At 48.9% G+C, this 19,549-nt stretch carries 27 protein-coding genes; all 27 read right to left on the bottom strand.

Annotated elements, in window-relative coordinates:
- Positions 1-16 precede the first annotated feature (16 nt).
- On the bottom strand, positions 17-1,345 hold the full coding sequence (gene secY / locus EOE65_RS14880; RefSeq protein ID WP_127695125.1) for a preprotein translocase subunit SecY: 1,329 nt from the start codon (positions 1,343-1,345) through the stop codon (positions 17-19).
- Positions 1,346-1,780, bottom strand: coding sequence for a 50S ribosomal protein L15 (rplO, locus tag EOE65_RS14875; protein WP_127695123.1), 435 nt, complete (start codon positions 1,778-1,780; stop codon positions 1,346-1,348). It abuts the gene before it with no gap.
- A 14-nt stretch (positions 1,781-1,794) separates the two neighbouring features.
- Positions 1,795-1,977 carry a 50S ribosomal protein L30 gene (gene rpmD / locus EOE65_RS14870; RefSeq protein ID WP_127695121.1) on the bottom strand — a complete coding sequence of 61 codons (183 nt, stop codon included), beginning with the start codon at positions 1,975-1,977 and terminating at the stop codon, positions 1,795-1,797.
- 6 nt (positions 1,978-1,983) lie between these two features.
- Entirely contained in the window at positions 1,984-2,484 is a 501-nt protein-coding gene (gene rpsE / locus EOE65_RS14865) for a 30S ribosomal protein S5 (protein ID WP_127695119.1), read from the bottom strand.
- A gap of 11 nt (positions 2,485-2,495) precedes the next feature.
- Positions 2,496-2,846 (bottom strand): 50S ribosomal protein L18, encoded by a 351-nt coding sequence (gene rplR, locus EOE65_RS14860; RefSeq protein ID WP_127695117.1) that lies wholly within the window; start codon positions 2,844-2,846, stop codon positions 2,496-2,498.
- A 9-nt stretch (positions 2,847-2,855) separates the two neighbouring features.
- Positions 2,856-3,389: a 50S ribosomal protein L6 gene (gene rplF, locus EOE65_RS14855; protein ID WP_127695115.1), complete on the bottom strand. Its 534-nt coding sequence runs from the start codon at positions 3,387-3,389 to the stop codon at positions 2,856-2,858.
- A 9-nt stretch (positions 3,390-3,398) separates the two neighbouring features.
- On the bottom strand, positions 3,399-3,791 hold the full coding sequence (gene rpsH / locus EOE65_RS14850) for a 30S ribosomal protein S8 (protein ID WP_127695113.1): 393 nt from the start codon (positions 3,789-3,791) through the stop codon (positions 3,399-3,401).
- Between the two features lie 81 nt (positions 3,792-3,872).
- A complete protein-coding gene (rpsN, locus tag EOE65_RS14845) occupies positions 3,873-4,178 on the bottom strand; it encodes a 30S ribosomal protein S14 (RefSeq protein ID WP_127695111.1) in 306 nt (101 codons plus the stop codon).
- An 11-nt stretch (positions 4,179-4,189) separates the two neighbouring features.
- A complete protein-coding gene (rplE, locus tag EOE65_RS14840) occupies positions 4,190-4,729 on the bottom strand; it encodes a 50S ribosomal protein L5 (protein WP_127695109.1) in 540 nt (179 codons plus the stop codon).
- A gap of 12 nt (positions 4,730-4,741) precedes the next feature.
- Positions 4,742-5,059 carry a 50S ribosomal protein L24 gene (gene rplX, locus EOE65_RS14835; protein WP_127695107.1) on the bottom strand — a complete coding sequence of 106 codons (318 nt, stop codon included), beginning with the start codon at positions 5,057-5,059 and terminating at the stop codon, positions 4,742-4,744.
- Positions 5,060-5,159: 100 nt separating this feature from the next.
- Complete coding sequence (gene rplN / locus EOE65_RS14830) at positions 5,160-5,528, bottom strand: 50S ribosomal protein L14 (RefSeq protein ID WP_127695105.1); 369 nt, start codon at positions 5,526-5,528, stop codon at positions 5,160-5,162.
- Between the two features lie 71 nt (positions 5,529-5,599).
- A complete protein-coding gene (gene rpsQ / locus EOE65_RS14825) occupies positions 5,600-5,863 on the bottom strand; it encodes a 30S ribosomal protein S17 (RefSeq protein WP_127695103.1) in 264 nt (87 codons plus the stop codon).
- Positions 5,860-6,054 (bottom strand): 50S ribosomal protein L29, encoded by a 195-nt coding sequence (rpmC, locus tag EOE65_RS14820; RefSeq protein WP_127695101.1) that lies wholly within the window; start codon positions 6,052-6,054, stop codon positions 5,860-5,862. The genes rpsQ and rpmC overlap by 4 nt, the downstream gene beginning before the upstream one ends.
- Positions 6,054-6,467 (bottom strand): 50S ribosomal protein L16, encoded by a 414-nt coding sequence (gene rplP / locus EOE65_RS14815; protein WP_127695099.1) that lies wholly within the window; start codon positions 6,465-6,467, stop codon positions 6,054-6,056. The genes rpmC and rplP overlap by 1 nt, the downstream gene beginning before the upstream one ends.
- A gap of 11 nt (positions 6,468-6,478) precedes the next feature.
- A complete protein-coding gene (rpsC, locus tag EOE65_RS14810; protein WP_127695097.1) occupies positions 6,479-7,165 on the bottom strand; it encodes a 30S ribosomal protein S3 in 687 nt (228 codons plus the stop codon).
- A 24-nt stretch (positions 7,166-7,189) separates the two neighbouring features.
- Entirely contained in the window at positions 7,190-7,519 is a 330-nt protein-coding gene (gene rplV / locus EOE65_RS14805) for a 50S ribosomal protein L22 (RefSeq protein ID WP_127695095.1), read from the bottom strand.
- Between the two features lie 14 nt (positions 7,520-7,533).
- A complete protein-coding gene (rpsS, locus tag EOE65_RS14800) occupies positions 7,534-7,812 on the bottom strand; it encodes a 30S ribosomal protein S19 (protein WP_127695093.1) in 279 nt (92 codons plus the stop codon).
- Positions 7,813-7,831: 19 nt separating this feature from the next.
- Positions 7,832-8,659: a 50S ribosomal protein L2 gene (rplB, locus tag EOE65_RS14795; RefSeq protein ID WP_127695092.1), complete on the bottom strand. Its 828-nt coding sequence runs from the start codon at positions 8,657-8,659 to the stop codon at positions 7,832-7,834.
- A gap of 14 nt (positions 8,660-8,673) precedes the next feature.
- Positions 8,674-8,970, bottom strand: coding sequence for a 50S ribosomal protein L23 (gene rplW / locus EOE65_RS14790; RefSeq protein ID WP_127695091.1), 297 nt, complete (start codon positions 8,968-8,970; stop codon positions 8,674-8,676).
- A complete protein-coding gene (gene rplD, locus EOE65_RS14785) occupies positions 8,967-9,572 on the bottom strand; it encodes a 50S ribosomal protein L4 (RefSeq protein ID WP_127695090.1) in 606 nt (201 codons plus the stop codon). The genes rplW and rplD overlap by 4 nt, the downstream gene beginning before the upstream one ends.
- 11 nt (positions 9,573-9,583) lie before the next feature.
- The gene (gene rplC / locus EOE65_RS14780) at positions 9,584-10,222 is read right to left on the bottom strand and encodes a 50S ribosomal protein L3 (RefSeq protein ID WP_127695089.1); all 639 of its coding nucleotides are present in this window, start codon (positions 10,220-10,222) and stop codon (positions 9,584-9,586) included.
- Positions 10,223-10,335: 113 nt separating this feature from the next.
- Positions 10,336-10,647 carry a 30S ribosomal protein S10 gene (gene rpsJ / locus EOE65_RS14775; protein ID WP_127695088.1) on the bottom strand — a complete coding sequence of 104 codons (312 nt, stop codon included), beginning with the start codon at positions 10,645-10,647 and terminating at the stop codon, positions 10,336-10,338.
- Positions 10,648-10,822: 175 nt separating this feature from the next.
- Positions 10,823-12,046 carry an elongation factor Tu gene (gene tuf / locus EOE65_RS14770; RefSeq protein WP_127695076.1) on the bottom strand — a complete coding sequence of 408 codons (1,224 nt, stop codon included), beginning with the start codon at positions 12,044-12,046 and terminating at the stop codon, positions 10,823-10,825.
- Positions 12,047-12,075: 29 nt separating this feature from the next.
- Positions 12,076-14,169, bottom strand: coding sequence for an elongation factor G (fusA, locus tag EOE65_RS14765; protein WP_127695087.1), 2,094 nt, complete (start codon positions 14,167-14,169; stop codon positions 12,076-12,078).
- Positions 14,170-14,187: 18 nt separating this feature from the next.
- A complete protein-coding gene (gene rpsG / locus EOE65_RS14760) occupies positions 14,188-14,658 on the bottom strand; it encodes a 30S ribosomal protein S7 (protein WP_127695086.1) in 471 nt (156 codons plus the stop codon).
- A 153-nt stretch (positions 14,659-14,811) separates the two neighbouring features.
- Positions 14,812-15,186, bottom strand: a complete 375-nt coding sequence (gene rpsL, locus EOE65_RS14755) for a 30S ribosomal protein S12 (protein WP_127695085.1) — start codon at positions 15,184-15,186, stop codon at positions 14,812-14,814.
- 120 nt (positions 15,187-15,306) lie between these two features.
- Positions 15,307-19,527 carry a DNA-directed RNA polymerase subunit beta' gene (gene rpoC, locus EOE65_RS14750; protein WP_127695084.1) on the bottom strand — a complete coding sequence of 1,407 codons (4,221 nt, stop codon included), beginning with the start codon at positions 19,525-19,527 and terminating at the stop codon, positions 15,307-15,309.
- Between the last annotated feature and the right edge of the window lie 22 nt (positions 19,528-19,549).

The raw sequence follows: 19,549 nt of genomic DNA, 5'->3' as shown, positions 1-19,549 counted from the left end.
TCCACTCCTAGGGCGCTCAGCGCATAAAGCCAGCGCCGCCACCTTTGAGATTTGATTTTTTCATCAGAGATTCGTACTGGTGGGACATCAAGTGCGACTGCACCTGAGCCATAAAGTCCATTACGACGACGACAACAATCAATAGCGAAGTACCACCAAAGTAAAACGGCACATTCCACGCTACGACCAAGAACTGAGGCATCAATGATACAGCTGTAATATACAGCGCACCAAATAATGTTAGACGCCCTAGAACGGAATCAATGTAGCGAGCTGACTGCTCACCCGGACGGATACCCGGGATAAACGCCCCTGATTTCTTAAGATTATCTGCCACTTCACGCGGATTAAACATAATCGCTGTGTAAAAATAGCAGAAGAAAATAATCGCTGCTGCGAATAGGATAATATAAAGCGGCTGACCTGGACCCAGCGCTAAAGCTACGTCCTGAAGCCACTCCATACCTTCACTCTGACCAAACCACTGACCAACAGATGCTGGAAATAGCAGGATACTTGAAGCGAAGATCGGAGGAATAACACCCGCCATATTAACCTTCAGAGGTAAATGACTAGACTGAGCTGCAAAAACCTGACGACCCTGCTGACGCTTCGCATAGTTAATGGTAATACGGCGTTGACCGCGCTCCATAAACACTACAAAACCAACAGTTGCCACCGCTAAGACAGCTATAGCCAATAGCGCAAGTATATTCAGGTCACCTTGGCGAGCAGCCTCGAAAGACTGCCCAATTGCACTAGGCAAACCTGCAACAATACCCGCAAAGATAAGGATGGAGATACCATTACCAATACCACGCTCCGTTACCTGTTCTCCTAACCACATAAGGAAAACAGCGCCTGCTACAAGGGTAACTACAGCAACGAAGTAGAAACTTGCGCCAGCTGAGAATGCAACGCCCTGGTTAGCCAAGCCCACCGCCATACCAAATGACTGGACCGTAGCCAACACAACAGTGCCGTAACGTGTGTATTGATTTATCTTGCGTCGACCAGCCTCGCCCTCTTTTTTCAGTTGTTCCAACTGCGGGCTCACTACCGTCATCAACTGCATAATAATAGATGCAGAGATGTAGGGCATGATACCTAATGCGAGAATACTCATACGCTCCAGTGCACCACCGGAAAACATATTGAATAGACTCAAGATGGTACCCTGATTCTGATCAAACAACGCGGCCAAACGATCTGGGTTGATGCCCGGTACCGGGATATGAGCTCCGATCCGGTATACAATGATCGCCAACAAAACGAATCGCAGTCGAGACCATAGCTCGCCTAATCCGCTTTGATTGCCGGTTGGTATTGTTCCTTGCTTAGCCATTTACGCCTCGACTTTGCCGCCTGCAGCTTCGATTGCAGCTAACGCACCTTTAGTAACGCGAAGGCCTTTAACGTTTACTGCTTTGTTGATTTCGCCAGACAAAATTACTTTTGCAGACTTAATCTCTTCAGAGATGATATCTGCAGCTTTCAACGCTGCTAGATCGATCACTTCAGACTCAACTTTAGCCAACTCGTTCAAACGAATCTCTGCAACAAAGCGAGCTTTGCGGGACGTGAAGCCAAACTTAGGCAGACGACGCTGCAATGGCATTTGACCGCCTTCAAAACCCGGTTTTACAGAACCGCCAGAGCGGGACTTTTGGCCTTTATGACCACGACCACCTGTTTTACCAATACCTGAACCGATACCGCGACCAACGCGTTTCGCAGCAGGTTTGGAGCCGGCAGCCGGACTTAGAGTGTTCAGACGCATGTGACGAACTCCCCTTACTCGCCTTCTACACGAACCATGTAGTTGACTTTGTTGATCATACCACGCACAGAAGGAGTATCTTCTACTTCAACTGTGTGCCCGATACGGCGCAGACCCAGGCCTTTCACACAAAGCTTGTGATTTGGCAGTGTAGAAATTGGGCTGCGAACCAGTGTAACTTTCAAAGTCTTAGCCATGTTCGATTACCCCAAAATCTCTTCAACAGTCTTGCCACGCTTAGCAGCAACGTCTTCTGGAGCACGCATCTCTTGCAAACCTTTAACTGTTGCGCGAACAACGTTAACTGGATTTGTAGAGCCGTAGCACTTCGCCAAAACGTTGTGGACACCAGCGATTTCCAATACTGCACGCATCGCACCACCGGCGATAACACCAGTACCTTGAGAAGCAGGCTGCATGTAGACTTTCGATGATCCGTGACGAGCTTTTACTGGGTACTGCAAAGTATCACCATTTAGCTCAACGCGAACCATGTTACGACGTGCTTGCTCCATAGCCTTCTGAATAGCTACAGGCACTTCACGCGCTTTACCACGGCCAAAGCCAACACGACCTTTACCGTCACCAACTACAGTCAATGCTGTAAATGCGAAAATACGACCGCCTTTTACAACTTTAGCTACACGGTTCACTTGAACCAGCTTTTCCTGTAGTTCACCATCTTTTTGTTCGTGATTTGACATCATCGACCCCTTTAGAATTCCAGGCCGCCTTCACGGGCTGCGTCAGCTAAAGCTTTCACACGACCATGGTATTTAAAACCAGAGCGGTCGAAAGCAACCTTCGTGATACCTGCTTCTTTAGCACGCTCTGCAATAAGAGCGCCTACTTTACCTGCAGCCTCAACATTACCCGTCGCACCAGCGCGTAGCGCTTGCTCTACAGTTGACGCAGATGCCAATACTTGGCCACCGTCGACTGAAATCAATTGAGCGTAAATGTGACGAGGTGTGCGGTTAACGCACAGGCGCGCAGCACCGAGTTCACGCATTTTCAGGCGAGCACGGCGTGAGCGACGAATACGAGCTTGTTTCTTAGCGTTCATAACCCTGCCTTACTTCTTCTTAGCCTCTTTACGACGAACGTATTCGTCGGCATAACGTACACCCTTACCTTTATAAGGCTCTGGTGGACGGAAAGCGCGAATCTCTGCTGCTACCTGACCAACACGCTGTTTGTCCGCGCCGCGGATAACCACTGTAGTCTGGTTAGGAGTTTCTGCAGATACGCCTTCAGGCAATTCATAATCGATTGGGTGTGAAAAACCCAGCGTCAGGTTCAAAGTGCTACCTTTTGCAGCTGCACGATAACCAACACCTTGCAAAAGAAGGGTTTTCTCGAAGCCTGTAGCTACACCAACAACCATGTTGTTTACTAAAGAACGAGCTGTACCGGACATAGCACGAGCGATTTTAGAGCCATCGCGTGCGCCGAAAGTGACTTCGTTACCTTCCTGCTTAACTTCTACAGAAGTGTGCAGATCGATAGATAGCTGACCGTTCTTACCCTTAACACTGACGAGCTGTCCGTCGAGTTTCAACTCAACATCAGCAGGTACTACTACGGGATTTTTTGCTATACGAGACATGAAACCCCCTTAGAATACCGTGCAAACAACTTCGCCGCCGATACCAGCAGCGCGTGCAGCGCGATCAGTCATAAGGCCTTTAGACGTGGAAACAATTGCCACACCCAGACCACCTGCAACAGACGGTAGGTCCGAAGCGCCTTTGTAGATACGAAGACCTGGGCGACTAACGCGCTTAATTTCTTCGATTACCGGCTTACCATCGAAGTATTTCAGTTCGACTGTAAGCAATGGCTTACCTTCACCTTCTACATTGTAGCCAGTGATGTAACCTTCGCTTTTCAGTACTTCTGCCACTGAAACCTTCATTTTGGAAGACGGCATAGATACGGCTGTTTTCTCAGCCATATGACCATTACGGATACGTGTAAACATATCCGCTAGTGTGTCTTGCATACTCATGCGTTTAACTTCCTCAATTGTGCAGCACGATGCGGTAGCTAACTAGCCCAGACCATCGTGCTTACCGTTCAACAAACTGTTTTACCAGCTTGCCTTCTTAAGACCCGGAACGTCACCGCGCATAGCTGCTTCACGCAACTTGTTACGGCACAGGCCAAACTTGCGGTAAACCGCATGTGGACGACCTGTCAGCTGACAACGACGCTGCTGACGAACAGGGTTAGCGTCACGCGGCAATTTCTGCAGCGCAACTTGAGCATCCCAGCGCTCTTCGTCGCTAGATGCTGGGTTCTTAATGATCGCTTTCAACTGAGCACGTTTCTCAGCAAATTTAGCAACCGCTTTTGCGCGCTTGTCTTCACGCGCCTTCATAGATGACTTAGCCATTATCTAATCCCTTACTTTTTGAACGGGAAGCCTAGTGCAGCCAACAGCGCACGGCCTTCGTCATTAGTCTGAGCAGTAGTCGTGATAGTGATATCTAGACCACGCAGCTTATCAACCTTGTCGTACTCGATTTCAGGGAAGATAATTTGCTCTTTAACGCCCATGCTGTAGTTACCACGGCCGTCAAAAGATTTAGGATTCAAACCACGGAAGTCGCGAATACGAGGAATAGATACATCAACCAGACGATCTAAGAATTCCCACATGCGCTCGCCACGTAGTGTAACTTTACAACCGATTGGCCAGCCTTCACGTACTTTAAAGCCCGCGATAGATTTGCGCGCCAAAGTAACCACAGGTTTTTGACCGGCGATTGCAGTCATATCATTAACAGCATTTTCCAGCTGCTTCTTGTCGCCCAACGCTTCACCAACACCCATATTTAGAGTGATCTTTGTGATGCGTGGAACAGCCATTACGTTCGGGCTTTGCAACTCTTCTTTCAAAGACTGCTTAACTTCGTTTGCGTAAAGTGCTTTCAATCTTGACATGGTATCCGCTCCTTATTTACCGACGACTTCGCCGTTAGATTTGAAGAAGCGAACTTTGGTGCCGTCTTCAAGAGTCTTGAAGCCTACACGGTCACCTTTACCCGTAGCAGGGTTAAAGATCGCCACGTTAGAAGTAGCAATACCTGCTTCCTTCTCAACGATACCACCTGGCTTGCCTAGCATCGGGTTTGGCTTAGTGTGTTTCTTAACCATGTTGATGCCAGAAACGATCAAACGATCGTCAGTAAGTACGCGTAATACTTTGCCGCGCTTACCTTTATCTTTACCTGCGATGACGATCACTTCATCGTCACGTTTAATCTTGCGCATAATATACCTATATCGCTTCCTACTACCCTCTCATGCTCAAAAACGCCACCCCCTCTCGAGAGTGACGTTTTAAAAGGAATAATTCCGAAGAATTAATGCCTTACAGCACTTCAGGCGCCAGGGAAATGATTTTCATGAACTTCTCAGAGCGAAGTTCACGCGTTACCGGGCCGAAGATACGAGTACCCATTGGGGCACCGTTGGCGTTCAATAGAACCGCTGAGTTGGTATCAAAGCGGATTACTGATCCGTCCGGGCGACGTACACCTTTACGGGTACGTACTACTACTGCATTAAGAACCTGACCTTTCTTTACGCGACCACGTGGGATGGCTTCTTTAACAGTCACCTTGATGATATCACCCACACCAGCGTAACGACGGTGAGAACCGCCCAGGACCTTAATACACTGTACACGCTTAGCACCGCTGTTATCAGCGACGTCAAGCATAGTTTCAGTCTGAATCATGGTCTACTCCAAAACTTTTTGAAATTTGCAACGTAGCAAATTCCTAATCAAATGGAGCGAAGGCGCATATATTACACCTTCGCAGCGCGCTCTTCAACACGTACAAGTGCCCAAGTCTTACTCTTAGAGTAAGGACGAGTCTCTTGTACCGTTACTAGATCACCCATTTGACATTCGTTCTTCTCATCATGAGCGTGTAGCTTGGAGGAGCGCTTTACGAATTTACCGTAAATAGGGTGCTTCTCTTTGCGCTCTACCAGGACCGTAATGGTTTTATCCATCTTGTCACTGACAACACGACCAGTCACAGTACGAGTACGTTTTTCAGCGCTCATTTTTCACCTGCCTTTTCATTCAGTAGTGTCTTAACGCGAGCGATATCGCGACGAACCTGACCCAGGAGGTGAGTCTGCGCCAACTGACCAGTGGACTTCTGCATGCGCAGGTTAAACTGATCTTTCAAAAGATCTAGCAGCTGCTGCTGAAGCTCTTCAGCTGACTTTTCACGCAGTTCATTAGCTTTCATCACATCACCGTCCGTTTGACAATGGTTGTAGATACAGGAAGCTTAGCAGCAGCAAGGTTGAATGCTTCTGTTGCAAGATCCTCTGGCACACCGCTCATTTCGAACAGTACGCGACCAGGTTGAATTTGAGCAACCCAGTATTCTACGTTACCTTTACCTTTACCCATACGCACTTCAAGCGGTTTAGTAGTGATAGGCTTGTCTGGGAAAATACGAATCCAGATCTTACCACCACGCTTAACGTGACGAGTCATGGTACGACGTGCTGCTTCAATTTGACGTGCTGTAATACGGCCACGTCCAGTTGCTTTTAGGCCGTATTCGCCAAAGCTAACTTTACTGCCGCGCTGTGCAAGACCACGGTTGCGGCCTTTTTGCACTTTACGGAATTTCAGTCGTTTAGGTTGTAGCATTGACGTTTACCTCACTTAGAACCTTTCTTCTTAGGTGGATTTTTCTTCTCAGCGCGCACCTGCTCGATACCACCAAGAACTTCACCTTTGAAGATCCAGACTTTAACGCCAATCACACCGTACGTAGTGTGTGCTTCGTAAGTTGCGTAGTCGATATCTGCACGCAGAGTGTGCAAAGGTACACGACCTTCGCGGTACCATTCAGCACGCGCGATTTCAGCACCACCAAGACGACCACTTACTTGAATCTTGATGCCTTTTGCGCCTAGACGCATTGCATTCTGCACCGCGCGCTTCATAGCACGACGGAACATAACACGGCGCTCTAGCTGACCAGCAACGCTTTGCGCTACTAGTTGAGCATCAAGTTCAGGCTTACGAACTTCTTCGATATTGATGTGAACAGGCACACCCATCATGTCGGAAACTTTGTTGCGCAGCTTCTCAACATCTTCACCCTTCTTACCGATCACGATACCTGGACGTGCAGTAAAAATGGTGATTTTTGCATTCTGTGCAGGACGCTCGATCTCGATGCGACTTACAGATGCGTTTTTCAGTTGACCTTCTAGGTACTCACGTACCTCAAGATCGTTTAGCAATTTGCTTGCGTATTCAGACTTGTCCGCATACCACACAGATGTGTGATCTTTAACGATACCAAGTCGGATACCGGTCGGATGTATTTTCTGACCCATAACGAACTCTCCTAGCACTCAGCCTTAGTCAGACACCTTAACGGTGATATGGGAGTTGCGCTTCAGGATGCGGTCAGCGCGACCCTTTGCACGCGGCTTGATGCGCTTCATTGTCATGCCTTCATCTACGAAGATCGCAGAGACACGCAGCTCATCAATATCAGCTCCGTTGTTGTGCTCTGCGTTTGCAATTGCAGACTCAAGCACTTTCTTAACGATAGCTGCCCCTTTTTTCGGGCTGAAAGCCAAGATATTCAAGGCTTCACCCACGGCTTTACCGCGAATCTGATCGGCAACCAAGCGCGCTTTCTGGGCAGAAATGCGAGCGCCTTTCAATTTAGCAGCGACTTCCATCTTCTATCCCCTTATTAACGCTTCTTGGCCTTTTTGTCTGCCGCATGACCGCGATACGTGCGCGTTACAGCAAACTCGCCTAGTTTGTGGCCAACCATGTCTTCAGAAATGAAAACTGGAACGTGCTGGCGGCCGTTGTGAACTGCGATCGTCATTCCTACAAAGTGTGGAAAGATCGTTGAACGACGAGACCAAGTTTTAATTGGTTTGCGGTCGTTGTTTTCAATCGCAGCTTCTACCTTCTTCAACAGGTGAAGGTCGATAAATGGACCTTTCTTCAGTGAACGTGGCACAGCTGTATCCTCAAATTAGTTACTTAGCAGAACGACGACGAACGATTAGCTTGTTCGTGCGCTTGTTCTTACGAGTCTTATGACCTTTAGTTGGCACACCCCAAGGAGATACTGGGTGACGACCACCAGAAGTACGGCCTTCACCACCACCATGTGGGTGATCAACTGGGTTCATTGCAACACCACGAACCGTTGGACGTACACCTCTCCAACGCTTCGCACCAGCTTTACCTAGCTGACGCAAGCTGTGTTCGCTATTGCTAACTTCACCCAATGTCGCGCGACATTCTGCCAACACTTTGCGCATCTCACCGGAACGCAAACGCAATGTAGCGTATGCACCTTCACGCGCTACTAACTGCGCAGAAGTACCCGCTGAGCGTGCAAGCTGAGCGCCTTTACCAGGCTTCAACTCGATACAGTGAATCACGCTACCTAGTGGGATGTTGCGCAAAGGCAGTGTGTTACCTGCTTTGATATCCGCATCCGCACCAGAAACCAGCTTATCGCCTGCAGAAACACCTTTAGGAGCGATAATGTAACGACGCTCACCATCAGCATATTTCAGCAACGCAATGTGCGCTGAACGGTTTGGATCGTATTCCAAACGCTCAACAGTCGCTGGGATACCATCCTTATTGCGACGGAAGTCAACAACACGGTAGTGATGCTTATGACCACCCCCGATGTGGCGCGTAGTGATACGGCCATTATTGTTACGTCCACCGGACTTGCTCTTTTTCTCAAGCAGCGCAGCTAAAGGCTTACCTTTATGGAGCTCCGCACCAACAACCTTAACTACGTGACGACGTCCAGCAGAGGTTGGCTTTGTCTTAGTAACTGCCATGATTTAACCCCTTCTTATTCGCCACCAAGGAAATCAATCTCAGAGCCTTCTGCAAGACATACATACGCCTTACGAACGTCACTACGCTTGCCGAAGCCGCGCGCAGTACGCTTGGTCTTACCCTTTGCGTTTAGAACGTTTACGCCAGCAACTTTAACGTTGAACAGCTGTTCTACCGCTTCTTTGATTTCAGGTTTGGTAGCATCTTTTGCCACACGAAAAACTACCTGCTGAGAGTTATCAGCGACGATAGTTGCTTTCTCAGAGATATGAGGACCTAACAGTACTTTGTACAGACGTTCCTGGTTCATGCCAGCGCCTCCTCAATTTTCTTCAGAGCAGCCACAGTGACACATACCTTGTCAAAACCAACCAAGCTTACTGGATCGATACCTGCAACATCACGCACATCAACGTGCGGTACGTTACGAGCCGCCAAGTATAGGTTAGCTTCTAGATCTTCTGTCACGATTAGCGCGTTTGCCAGCTCTAGCTCTTTCATCTTCGCCACGAACTGCTTAGTCTTTGGAGCTTCCAAAGATAGCTGTTCTACAACAACTAGACGCTCTTGACGAACTAGTTCGGAGAAGATGCAACGCATAGCTGCGCGATACATCTTTTTGTTTACCTTCTGAGCGTGCTCACGTGGTTTAGCAGCGAATGTAACACCACCTGAACGCCAGATAGGAGAACTGATTGTACCTGCACGTGCACGACCCGTACCTTTTTGACGGAATGGCTTAGCGCCACCGCCAGCAACTTCGGAACGTGTCTTCTGTGCTTTTGTACCCTGACGAGCACCAGCCAAGTAAGCAGTAACTACTTGGTGTACCAGCGCTTCGTTGAATTCTTTACCAAATGCCAGATCGGATACTTCGACCGATCCATTGGCTCCAGCCAGATTCAAATTCATCACAACCCCCTTTAGGCGCCAGCTTTAACAGCTGGTTTAACGATTACGTCACCGCCAGTTGCGCCTGGAACAGCACCTTTAATCAACAACAGGTTGCGTTCTGCGTCTACACGCACAATCTCAAGTGTCTGAACAGTACAACGTTCAGCACCCATGTGACCTGCCATTTTCTTGCCTTTCCAAACACGACCAGGAGTTTGACACTGACCAATGGAACCCGGAGCACGGTGAGATAGCGAGTTACCGTGAGTCGCATCTTGAGTACGGAAATTCCAGCGCTTAACGCCGCCTTGGAAACCCTTACCTTTTGATTGACCAGTAACATCTACTTTCTGACCTGCTTCGAAGCGCTCAACTGTTAGTGCATCACCAACATTGATTTCTTCATCACCTGACAGACGGAACTCCCATAAACCGCGACCGGCCTCAGTATTTGCTTTCGCAAAATGACCAGCTTCAGGCTTGCTTAGGCGGTTAGCCTTCACAGAACCCGTAGTAACCTGAACAGCTTGATAGCCGTCAGCTTCTACAGTTTTAACCTGAGTCACGCGATTCGGATCCACCTCGATGACCGTGACTGGCACGGATACGCCATCTTCAGTGAAGATGCGAGTCATACCCGCTTTGCGTCCGATTAAACCTACAGACATTATATTTACCTCTTGCCAGTTGTGTACGGGGCTGTTACCCACTACGGCTGCCCATTTCAGGCGCATTCCACAAACAGCGCTTCATTAAACAAATAATTCTGCGCAGTGCTTGATTAGCCTAGACTGATCTGCACTTCTACACCCGCAGCGAGATCCAGCTTCATAAGAGCATCAACAGTTTTTTCTGTAGGCTCCACGATATCCAGAACACGCTTGTGCGTACGAATTTCATATTGATCACGCGCGTCTTTGTTAACGTGCGGAGAGATCAATACTGTGTAACGCTCTTTGCGAGTTGGAAGCGGGATCGGACCACGCACCTGAGCACCCGTACGCTTCGCTGTATCAACGATTTCTTGCGTAGAAGAGTCGATCAGGCGATGATCAAACGCTTTCAGACGAATTCTGATTTTCTGGTTTTGCATTTTTGATCACACACTTATTCAAAATTTATTAAAGACCGAAAAATGGCCTCCCCTCGAATGAAGGGGACGCAAATTCTACTCAGCACGACCATTTAGGTCAAGCCCATTCGAACACTTTTTAACCAAAACAAAAAAGCCCCCCTAAAAAGGGAGGCTTTTTACACACAATAAAATATTATGCGATTACTTTAGATACAACACCGGCACCTACTGTACGGCCACCTTCACGAATCGCAAAACGCAGACCTTCGTCCATTGCGATTGGCGCGATCAGTGTTACGTTCATTTGAACGTTGTCGCCTGGCATAACCATTTCCACGCCTTCTGGCAGTTCACAAGAACCTGTTACGTCCGTTGTACGGAAGTAGAACTGTGGACGGTAGCCTTTGAAGAATGGCGTGTGACGACCACCTTCATCTTTAGACAGTACGTATACTTCACATTCGAAGTTTGTGTGCGGCTGGATTGAACCAGGCTTAGCCAATACTTGACCACGCTCTACTTCGTCACGCTTAGTACCACGCAACAGTGCACCAACGTTCTCACCTGCACGACCTTCGTCAAGCAGCTTACGGAACATCTCTACACCCGTACATGTTGTCGTCTGAGTTTCACGGATACCAACGATCTCGATCTCTTCACCAACTTTGATGATACCGCGCTCTACACGACCTGTTACTACTGTACCACGACCAGAGATTGAGAATACGTCCTCGATTGGCATGATGAAGGCACCGTCGATTGCACGCTCTGGCTCTGGGATGTAGCTGTCTAGTGCTTCAACTAGCTGCTTAACTGCTGTTGTACCCAGCTCGTTGTCGTCTTCACCGTTCAGTGCCATCAATGCAGAACCGCAGATGATTGGCGTGTCGTCGCCTGGGAATTCGTAAGTGTCTAGCAGCTCACGGATCTCCATTTCAACCAGCTCTTTCATCTCTTCATATTCTTCAGAGTCAACGCCGCCACAGTCTTCTGCTAGCAGGTCAGCTTTGTTTAGGAATACTACGATGTAAGGTACACCTACCTGACGAGATAGTAGGATGTGCTCACGCGTCTGAGGCATTGGGCCGTCAGTTGCGCCACATACTAGGATCGCGCCGTCCATCTGAGCAGCACCGGTGATCATGTTCTTAACGTAGTCAGCGTGTCCTGGGCAGTCTACGTGCGCGTAGTGACGTGTGTTTGATTCGTACTCTACGTGTGATGTAGAGATTGTGATACCACGCTCACGCTCTTCTGGTGCGTTATCGATACCATCGAATGCTACCGCTTCACCACCGAATACTTCTGCACATACACGTGTCAGAGCTGCTGTCAAAGTTGTTTTGCCGTGGTCAACGTGGCCGATTGTACCTACGTTAACGTGCGGCAGATTACGTTCAAATGATGCTTTTGCCACGAGAATTTACCTCTATAGTCAGGCTAAGATTAGTTATCTTTCATCACCGCTTCGGCGATATTATTTGGAGCTTCGGCATAGCCTTCAAACTCCATCGAGTAGGTCGCACGACCTTGTGTTGCGGAGCGCAAATCAGTTGCGTAACCGAACATTTCACCAAGTGGTACCTGCGCACGGATGACTTTACCTGATGAGGAGTCTTCCATACCCTGAACCAGACCACGACGACGGTTCAGGTCACCCATCACGTCACCCATGTAGTCTTCAGGTGTAACAACCTCAACTTTCATCATCGGCTCAAGCAGACATGGATTTGCTTCCATTGCGTACTTCTTAAGCGCTTGAGAAGCTGCGATCTTAAACGCCATCTCGTTAGAGTCAACGTCGTGGAATGAACCGTCATATAGACGCGCTTTCAAACCGATCAGAGGATAGCCGGCGATAACACCGTTCTTCATCTGCTCTTCGATACCTTTTTGAACCGCTGGGATGTATTCCTTCGGAATAGCACCACCTACGATTTCGTTGATGAACTCTAGGCCTTCGTCTTCAGACGGGCTGAACTCAACAACAACGTGACCGTACTGACCACGACCACCAGACTGACGCGCGAACTTGTGGTTAGCTTCAACAGACTGACGGATCTTCTCACGGTATGCCACTTGTGGCTTACCAATGTTTGCTTCAACGCTGAACTCACGCTTCATACGGTCAACGATGATATCAAGGTGAAGCTCACCCATACCGGAGATGATCGTTTGACCTGATTCTTCGTCTGTTTCAACGCGGAAAGATGGGTCTTCTTGTGCCAACTTACCTAGAGCGATACCCATTTTTTCTTGGTCCGCTTTAGATTTTGGCTCAACAGCAACAGAGATTACCGGCTCTGGGAACTCCATACGCTCCAGAACGATCTTCTCGTCGATAGAGCACAGCGTATCACCAGTCGTTACATCTTTAAGACCGATCATCGCAGCGATGTCACCAGCGCGTACTTCTTTGATCTCTTCACGGCTGTTCGAGTGCATCTGTACCATACGGCCGATACGCTCTTTTTTGTGCTTCACTGAGTTGTAAACGCTGTCGCCAGAGTTCAATACACCCGAGTAAACACGTACGAATGTCAACGTACCAACGAATGGGTCTGTTGCGATTTTGAAAGCCAACGCAGCGAATGGTGCGTCGTCTTTCGCTTCACGCGTAGCAACAGTCTCGTCAGCGTCGTCCAGCGTACCTTCGATCGCCTTAACTTCTTCTGGAGAAGGCATGTACTCGATAACTGCGTCTAGTACTGCTTGAACACCTTTGTTCTTAAACGCAGAACCAGCCAACATCAGAACGATGTCGTTATCTAGCGTACGAGCACGCAGACCTGCTTTGATTTCGTCTTCAGTCAACTCACCTTCTTCAAGGTATTTTTCCATCAACTCTTCAGACGCTTCGGCTGCAGCTTCGATCATCTGCTCACGCAGTTCGTCAGCTTTATCTTGCAGGTCAGCTGGGATATCTTCCAGCTCGTACGTCATACCTTGGTCAGCTTCGTTCCACATGATCGCCTTCATGCGGATCAAATCTACAACGCCTTTGAACTCATCTTCAGCGCCGATCGGGAAGTTAACTGGTACAGCGTTAGCACCCAGACGGTCTTTAAGTTGATCAACAACCATAAAGAAGTCAGCACCAGCACGGTCCATTTTGTTTACGAATACCATGCGAGGTACTTCGTATTTGTTCGCCTGACGCCAAACTGTTTCAGTTTGTGGCTGTACACCTGAAGAGGCACACAGAACAACAACCGCACCATCCAATACACGCAAAGAACGTTCTACTTCGATTGTGAAGTCAACGTGCCCCGGAGTATCGATGATATTTACACGGTGGTCGTCAAATTGCTGGTTCATGCCTTTCCAGAAACAGGTAGTAGCAGCAGACGTGATTGTGATACCACGCTCTTGTTCCTGCTCCATCCAGTCCATCGTTGCGGCACCATCATGTACCTCACCGATCTTGTGGGATAGACCTGTGTAGAAAAGAACACGTTCTGTAGTAGTGGTTTTCCCGGCGTCTACGTGCGCACAGATACCGATGTTACGGTAACGGGCAATAGGAGTTTTGCGAGCCACGACTCAATCCTCTGGTATTTAGAAGCGATAGTGAGCGAAAGCTTTGTTAGCTTCTGCCATACGGTGCACGTCTTCACGTTTCTTAACAGCAGCACCACGACCTTCAGCAGCGTCCAACATCTCTCCAGCCAAACGCAAAGCCATAGACTTTTCGCCACGGTTACGAGATGCGTCTACCAACCAACGCATAGCCAAGGCCATACGACGAGATGGACGAACTTCACAAGGAACCTGATAAGTCGCACCACCTACACGGCGGGACTTAACTTCAACTGCTGGCTGGATAGCTTCCAGAGCTTTGTCGAACATTTCCAGAGGATCGTTGTTAGTGCGCTCTTGGATCTTGTCCAGTGCACCGTACACGATACGCTCAGCAACAGATTTTTTGCCGCTAACCATAACGTGGTTGATGAATTTTGCCAGTGTAATGTTACCGAATTTTGGATCCGGTAGAATTTCGCGCTTCGCAGCGACGCGTCTTCTAGGCATGATAAGCCCTCATAATTAAAAAAGGTCTTCAGGAAATTCAGGAAGAAACTCGACTTCCTGACCTTACTCTTACCGTGTCCGGCCTAGCCAAATTTAGTACTTCGTTCTGTTACCAGATTGATGACTACTTTTGCCCTCACCGTCGGACGGCGATTAAGACTTAGGACGTTTAGTACCGTACTTGGAACGACCTTGCTTACGATCGTTAACACCAGAGCAGTCTAGTGCACCACGTACTGTGTGGTAACGCACACCAGGCAAGTCCTTTACACGACCGCCACGGATAAGAACAACACTGTGCTCTTGCAGGTTGTGACCTTCACCACCGATGTAAGATGTCACTTCAAAGCCGTTCGTCAAACGAACACGGCATACTTTACGAAGAGCCGAGTTAGGCTTCTTCGGCGTAGTAGTGTAAACACGAGTACATACGCCACGACGCTGAGGGCAAGCCTCAAGTGCCGGAACGTCACTTTTCTGTACTTTGCGCTTACGTGGCTTACGAACCAATTGGTTAATTGTTGCCATTAAGCAAACTCCACGTTTTCACGTTTAGATATACCAAAAAACCGGGTTAATTTAACCCGGTCACTAAGGGGCCGAAATTTTAATCAATTTCAGCCCGTTTCGTCAATCACTGACTAAATATTAATCAGGATCAGACAAGGATGCACTCAGTGCAGCCGTTAATGCTTCTTGTACTTCTTCTGCGCTAACAGTTTCCGTACCTTGAGCCAGCGCACGCTTACGCTTACGCTCAGAGTGATAAGCCAGACCCGTACCTGCCGGAATCAGACGACCTACCACAACGTTCTCTTTCAAGCCACGCAAGAAGTCTTGCTTGCCGGTGACTGCGCCTTCAGTCAAGACACGTGTTGTCTCTTGGAAGGATGCTGCCGAGATGAACGACTCAGTCGCCAACGATGCTTTCGTGATACCCAACAACACGCGCTCAAATTTCGCAGGGATCTTACCTGCTTCTTCAAGCTCGGCGTTTTCAGCCACAACCGCAGCGTACTCGACTTGCTCACCCGGGATGAAAGTCGAATCACCCGAACTGATGATCTCAACTTTACGCAGCATCTGACGCACAATAACTTCGATGTGCTTATCGTTAATACCTACACCCTGCAGACGGTAAACGTCTTGGATCTCGTTAACGATATACTCAGCCAAGCGTTCTACACCCAAAATGCGCAGAATGTCATGTGGGTTGGATGGGCCATCGGAGATAACCTCACCCTTCTCAACGTATTCACCTTCAAACACGTTCAGGTTACGCCACTTCTGAATCATAATTTCGATTGGCTCAGCGTCATTCGGCGAGATGACCAGGCGCTTCTTACCTTTTGTCTCTTTACCGAACGAGATCGCACCTGATACTTCCGCCAGAATCGAAGACTCTTTTGGCTTACGTGCTTCAAACAAGTCAGCAACACGCGGCAGACCACCGGTGATATCTTTGTTGACCGAGCCTTCTTGTGGAATACGCGCTAACGCGTCACCCACCGCTACCGATGCCCCATCTGCCATGTTCAGCAACGCTTTCGCTGGCAGCAAGTACTGCGCAGGCGCATCTGTACCTGGGTGACAAATATCAACGCCGTTCTCATCGACCAGCTTGATCATTGGACGGATATCTTTACCCGCTGCTGGGCGATCTTTAACGTCAAGCACTTCCGTACGAGCCAAGCCTGTTAGCTCATCGATTGTTTGCTTCACGGTGATGCCATCTTCCATACCAACGAAGACGACCTTACCAGCAACCTCAGTAATGATTGGGTGCGTGTGCGGATCCCAGTTCGCTACGATATCGCCCGCATTAACCGAGCTACCATCACGAACCTTGATAACAGAACCATAAGGCACTTTGTAACGCTCACGCTCACGACCGTGCTCATCAGTTACACCCAACTCGCCGGAACGAGATGTCGCAACCAAGTTACCTTCTGGTGTTTCTACATACTTCAAGTTGTGCAGACGAATCTCGCCGCCGTTCTTAACTTGAACGCTATCTACCGCAGCTGCTCGCGATGCCGCACCACCGATGTGGAACGTACGCATGGTCAGCTGTGTACCCGGCTCACCGATCGACTGAGCAGCGATAACACCCACTGCTTCGCCAGGGTTAACCTGATGACCACGACCCAGATCACGTCCGTAACACTTCGCACAGATACCGAAACGCGTGTCACATGTGATTGCAGAGCGAACCACAATCTCATCAATAGAGGAGAAACGATCATCACTCTCTAGACGGTGTACCCATGCTTCATCGATAAGCGTACCGGCTGGGATCAACACGTCTGCGTCACTTGGATCCAACACATCCTTCGCAACCACACGACCCAGCACTCGATCACCTAGAGCAACAACAACGTCGCCGCCTTCGATCATTGGCTGCATAACCAGACCGTGCTCTGTACCACAGTCGTGTTCAGTGATCACCAAGTCCTGCGCAACGTCAACCAAACGACGCGTTAGGTAACCAGAGTTCGCTGTTTTCAGTGCTGTATCGGCCAAACCTTTACGCGCACCGTGCGTCGAGATGAAGTACTGAAGTACGTTCAGACCTTCACGGAAGTTCGCCGTGATCGGTGTTTCGATGATAGAGCCGTCCGGCTTAGCCATCAGACCACGCATACCCGCCAGCTGACGAATCTGTGCAGCACTACCACGGGCACCGGAGTCGGCCATCATGTAAACAGAGTTGAAGGACTCCTGATCAACTTCATTACCTTCACGATCGATAACACGCTCTGTTTTCAAGTTTTCCATCATGCGCTTAGCCAACAATTCGTTAGCACGCGACCAGATGTCGATAACCTTGTTGTACTTCTCGCCTTGCGTTACCAAACCATCAGCGAACTGACGCTCGATATCCTTCACTTCTACGTCAGCTTCACCAACGATAGTCGCTTTTTCATCTGGGATAACGAAGTCGTTTACACCGATAGACGCACCAGAAGCTGTCGCTTGACGGAAGCCGGTGTACATCAATTGGTCTGCAAAGATAACGGTATCCTTCAGACCACAGCGACGATACGCTTCGTTCAGAAGACGCGAGATCGCTTTCTTCTTCATAGACTGGTTCACGAGCTCAAAAGGCAGGCCTTTCGGCACGATCGCAAACAGCATGGCACGACCGACCGTCGTCTCTTTGATGCTGATAGATTCAGTCACGTTACCTTCGATATCGCAAACAGTCTCTTCAATACGCACCTTAACGCGCGCTTGAAGGTCAACCTGCTTCGCACCGTAAGCGCGTTCAACTTCATCAATATCGGAGAAGGACATACCTTCACCCTTAGCATTGATGCGCTCACGCGTCATGAAGTACAGCCCCAATACCACGTCCTGAGAAGGCACGATGATCGGCTCGCCGTTAGCAGGTGACAAAATGTTGTTCGTAGACATCATCAATGCACGTGCTTCAAGCTGTGCTTCGATGGTCAGAGGTACGTGAACCGCCATTTGGTCGCCATCGAAGTCAGCGTTATACGCCGCACAGACAAGCGGGTGAAGCTGAATCGCTTTACCTTCAATTAGTACCGGCTCGAACGCCTGAATACCCAAACGGTGAAGCGTTGGTGCACGGTTCAGTAGCACAGGGTGTTCACGGATAACTTCATCCAGGATATCCCATACCAACGGCTCTTCGCGCTCAACCATCTTCTTAGCGGCTTTGATAGTTGTCGCGTAGCCACGCAACTCAAGCTTGGAGAAGATAAATGGCTTAAATAGCTCAAGCGCCATCTTCTTAGGCAGACCACACTGGTGCAGACGCAGGTAAGGACCTACCACGATTACCGAACGGCCAGAGTAATCTACACGTTTACCCAATAGGTTCTGACGGAAACGACCCTGTTTACCTTTGATCATATCAGCCAAAGATTTCAGAGGACGCTTGTTAGAACCGGTGATCGCACGACCACGACGGCCGTTATCCAGCAACGCATCAACAGATTCCTGCAACATACGTTTTTCGTTACGTACGATGATGTCAGGTGCGTTCAGGTCAAGCAGACGCTTCAGACGGTTGTTACGGTTGATAACGCGACGGTACAGATCGTTCAGATCAGATGTAGCAAAACGACCACCATCTAGCGGTACTAGCGGGCGCAGATCTGGTGGCAGTACTGGCAGCACATTCATTACCATCCACTCAGGCTTGTTGCCCGATTTGTAGAATGATTCGCACAGCTTAAGGCGCTTAGATAGCTTTTTGATCTTCGTTTCAGAGTTCGTTTGCGGAATTTCTTCACGCAGCATTTGAATCTCTTCTTCAAGATCGATCGACGCCATCAGCATCTGTACTGCTTCAGCACCCATGCGCGCATCGAACTCATCGCCAAATTCTTCAAGTGCTTCGAAGTACTGTTCGTCATTCAGCAACTGACCACGCTCTAGCGTAGTCATGCCCGGCTCGATCACAACAAATGATTCAAAGTACAGTACGCGCTCAATGTCACGTAGTGTCATATCCAGCATCAAGCCGATACGGGATGGTAGTGATTTCAAGAACCAAATATGCGCAACCGGAGAAGCAAGCTCGATATGACCCATACGGTCACGACGTACTTTTGTCAGCGTCACTTCAACGCCACACTTCTCACAAATGACACCACGGTGCTTCATACGCTTGTATTTACCACACAAGCATTCGTAGTCTTTGACTGGGCCGAAAATTTTCGCACAGAACAGACCGTCACGCTCAGGCTTGAACGTACGGTAGTTAATAGTCTCAGGCTTCTTCACTTCACCATAGGACCAGGAACGGATCATCTCTGGTGATGCCAGCGTGATTTTGATCGAGTCGAACTCGTCGGACTGGCTTTGTGATTTGAGCAGATTTAACAGATCTTTCATTATCTACAGCTCCTCACGGAGT

Source organism: Neptunomonas marina, assembly GCF_004005935.1.
Taxonomy (GTDB): Bacteria; Pseudomonadota; Gammaproteobacteria; order Pseudomonadales; family Balneatricaceae; genus Neptunomonas; species Neptunomonas marina.
Note: the sequence above shows the minus strand (reverse complement) of the source record. Positions and strands in the feature narration are given on the sequence as shown.

Bases quoted from the DNA above. Each gene is read 5' to 3' on its own strand.
- rplR (WP_127695117.1), bottom strand. From the start codon at position 2,846: ATGAACGCTAAGAAACAAGCTCGTATTCGTCGCTCACGCCGTGCTCGC.
- secY (WP_127695125.1), bottom strand. From the start codon at position 1,345: ATGGCTAAGCAAGGAACAATACCAACCGGCAATCAAAGCGGATTAGGC.
- rpoC (WP_127695084.1), bottom strand. From the start codon at position 19,527: ATGAAAGATCTGTTAAATCTGCTCAAATCACAAAGCCAGTCCGACGAG.
- rpmD (WP_127695121.1), bottom strand. From the start codon at position 1,977: ATGGCTAAGACTTTGAAAGTTACACTGGTTCGCAGCCCAATTTCTACA.
- rpsE (WP_127695119.1), bottom strand. From the start codon at position 2,484: ATGTCAAATCACGAACAAAAAGATGGTGAACTACAGGAAAAGCTGGTT.
- rpmC (WP_127695101.1), bottom strand. From the start codon at position 6,054: ATGAAAGCTAATGAACTGCGTGAAAAGTCAGCTGAAGAGCTTCAGCAG.
- rpsJ (WP_127695088.1), bottom strand. From the start codon at position 10,647: ATGCAAAACCAGAAAATCAGAATTCGTCTGAAAGCGTTTGATCATCGC.
- rplP (WP_127695099.1), bottom strand. From the start codon at position 6,467: ATGCTACAACCTAAACGACTGAAATTCCGTAAAGTGCAAAAAGGCCGC.
- rpsG (WP_127695086.1), bottom strand. From the start codon at position 14,658: ATGCCTAGAAGACGCGTCGCTGCGAAGCGCGAAATTCTACCGGATCCA.
- rplC (WP_127695089.1), bottom strand. From the start codon at position 10,222: ATGTCTGTAGGTTTAATCGGACGCAAAGCGGGTATGACTCGCATCTTC.
- rplE (WP_127695109.1), bottom strand. From the start codon at position 4,729: ATGTCAAGATTGAAAGCACTTTACGCAAACGAAGTTAAGCAGTCTTTG.
- rplB (WP_127695092.1), bottom strand. From the start codon at position 8,659: ATGGCAGTTACTAAGACAAAGCCAACCTCTGCTGGACGTCGTCACGTA.
- rplX (WP_127695107.1), bottom strand. From the start codon at position 5,059: ATGCGCAAGATTAAACGTGACGATGAAGTGATCGTCATCGCAGGTAAA.
- rplO (WP_127695123.1), bottom strand. From the start codon at position 1,780: ATGCGTCTGAACACTCTAAGTCCGGCTGCCGGCTCCAAACCTGCTGCG.
- rpsH (WP_127695113.1), bottom strand. From the start codon at position 3,791: ATGAGTATGCAAGACACACTAGCGGATATGTTTACACGTATCCGTAAT.
- rplV (WP_127695095.1), bottom strand. From the start codon at position 7,519: ATGGAAGTCGCTGCTAAATTGAAAGGCGCTCGCATTTCTGCCCAGAAA.
- rplN (WP_127695105.1), bottom strand. From the start codon at position 5,528: ATGATTCAGACTGAAACTATGCTTGACGTCGCTGATAACAGCGGTGCT.
- rpsQ (WP_127695103.1), bottom strand. From the start codon at position 5,863: ATGAGCGCTGAAAAACGTACTCGTACTGTGACTGGTCGTGTTGTCAGT.
- rplF (WP_127695115.1), bottom strand. From the start codon at position 3,389: ATGTCTCGTATAGCAAAAAATCCCGTAGTAGTACCTGCTGATGTTGAG.
- rplW (WP_127695091.1), bottom strand. From the start codon at position 8,970: ATGAACCAGGAACGTCTGTACAAAGTACTGTTAGGTCCTCATATCTCT.
- rplD (WP_127695090.1), bottom strand. From the start codon at position 9,572: ATGAATTTGAATCTGGCTGGAGCCAATGGATCGGTCGAAGTATCCGAT.
- rpsL (WP_127695085.1), bottom strand. From the start codon at position 15,186: ATGGCAACAATTAACCAATTGGTTCGTAAGCCACGTAAGCGCAAAGTA.
- rpsN (WP_127695111.1), bottom strand. From the start codon at position 4,178: ATGGCTAAGTCATCTATGAAGGCGCGTGAAGACAAGCGCGCAAAAGCG.
- rpsC (WP_127695097.1), bottom strand. From the start codon at position 7,165: ATGGGTCAGAAAATACATCCGACCGGTATCCGACTTGGTATCGTTAAA.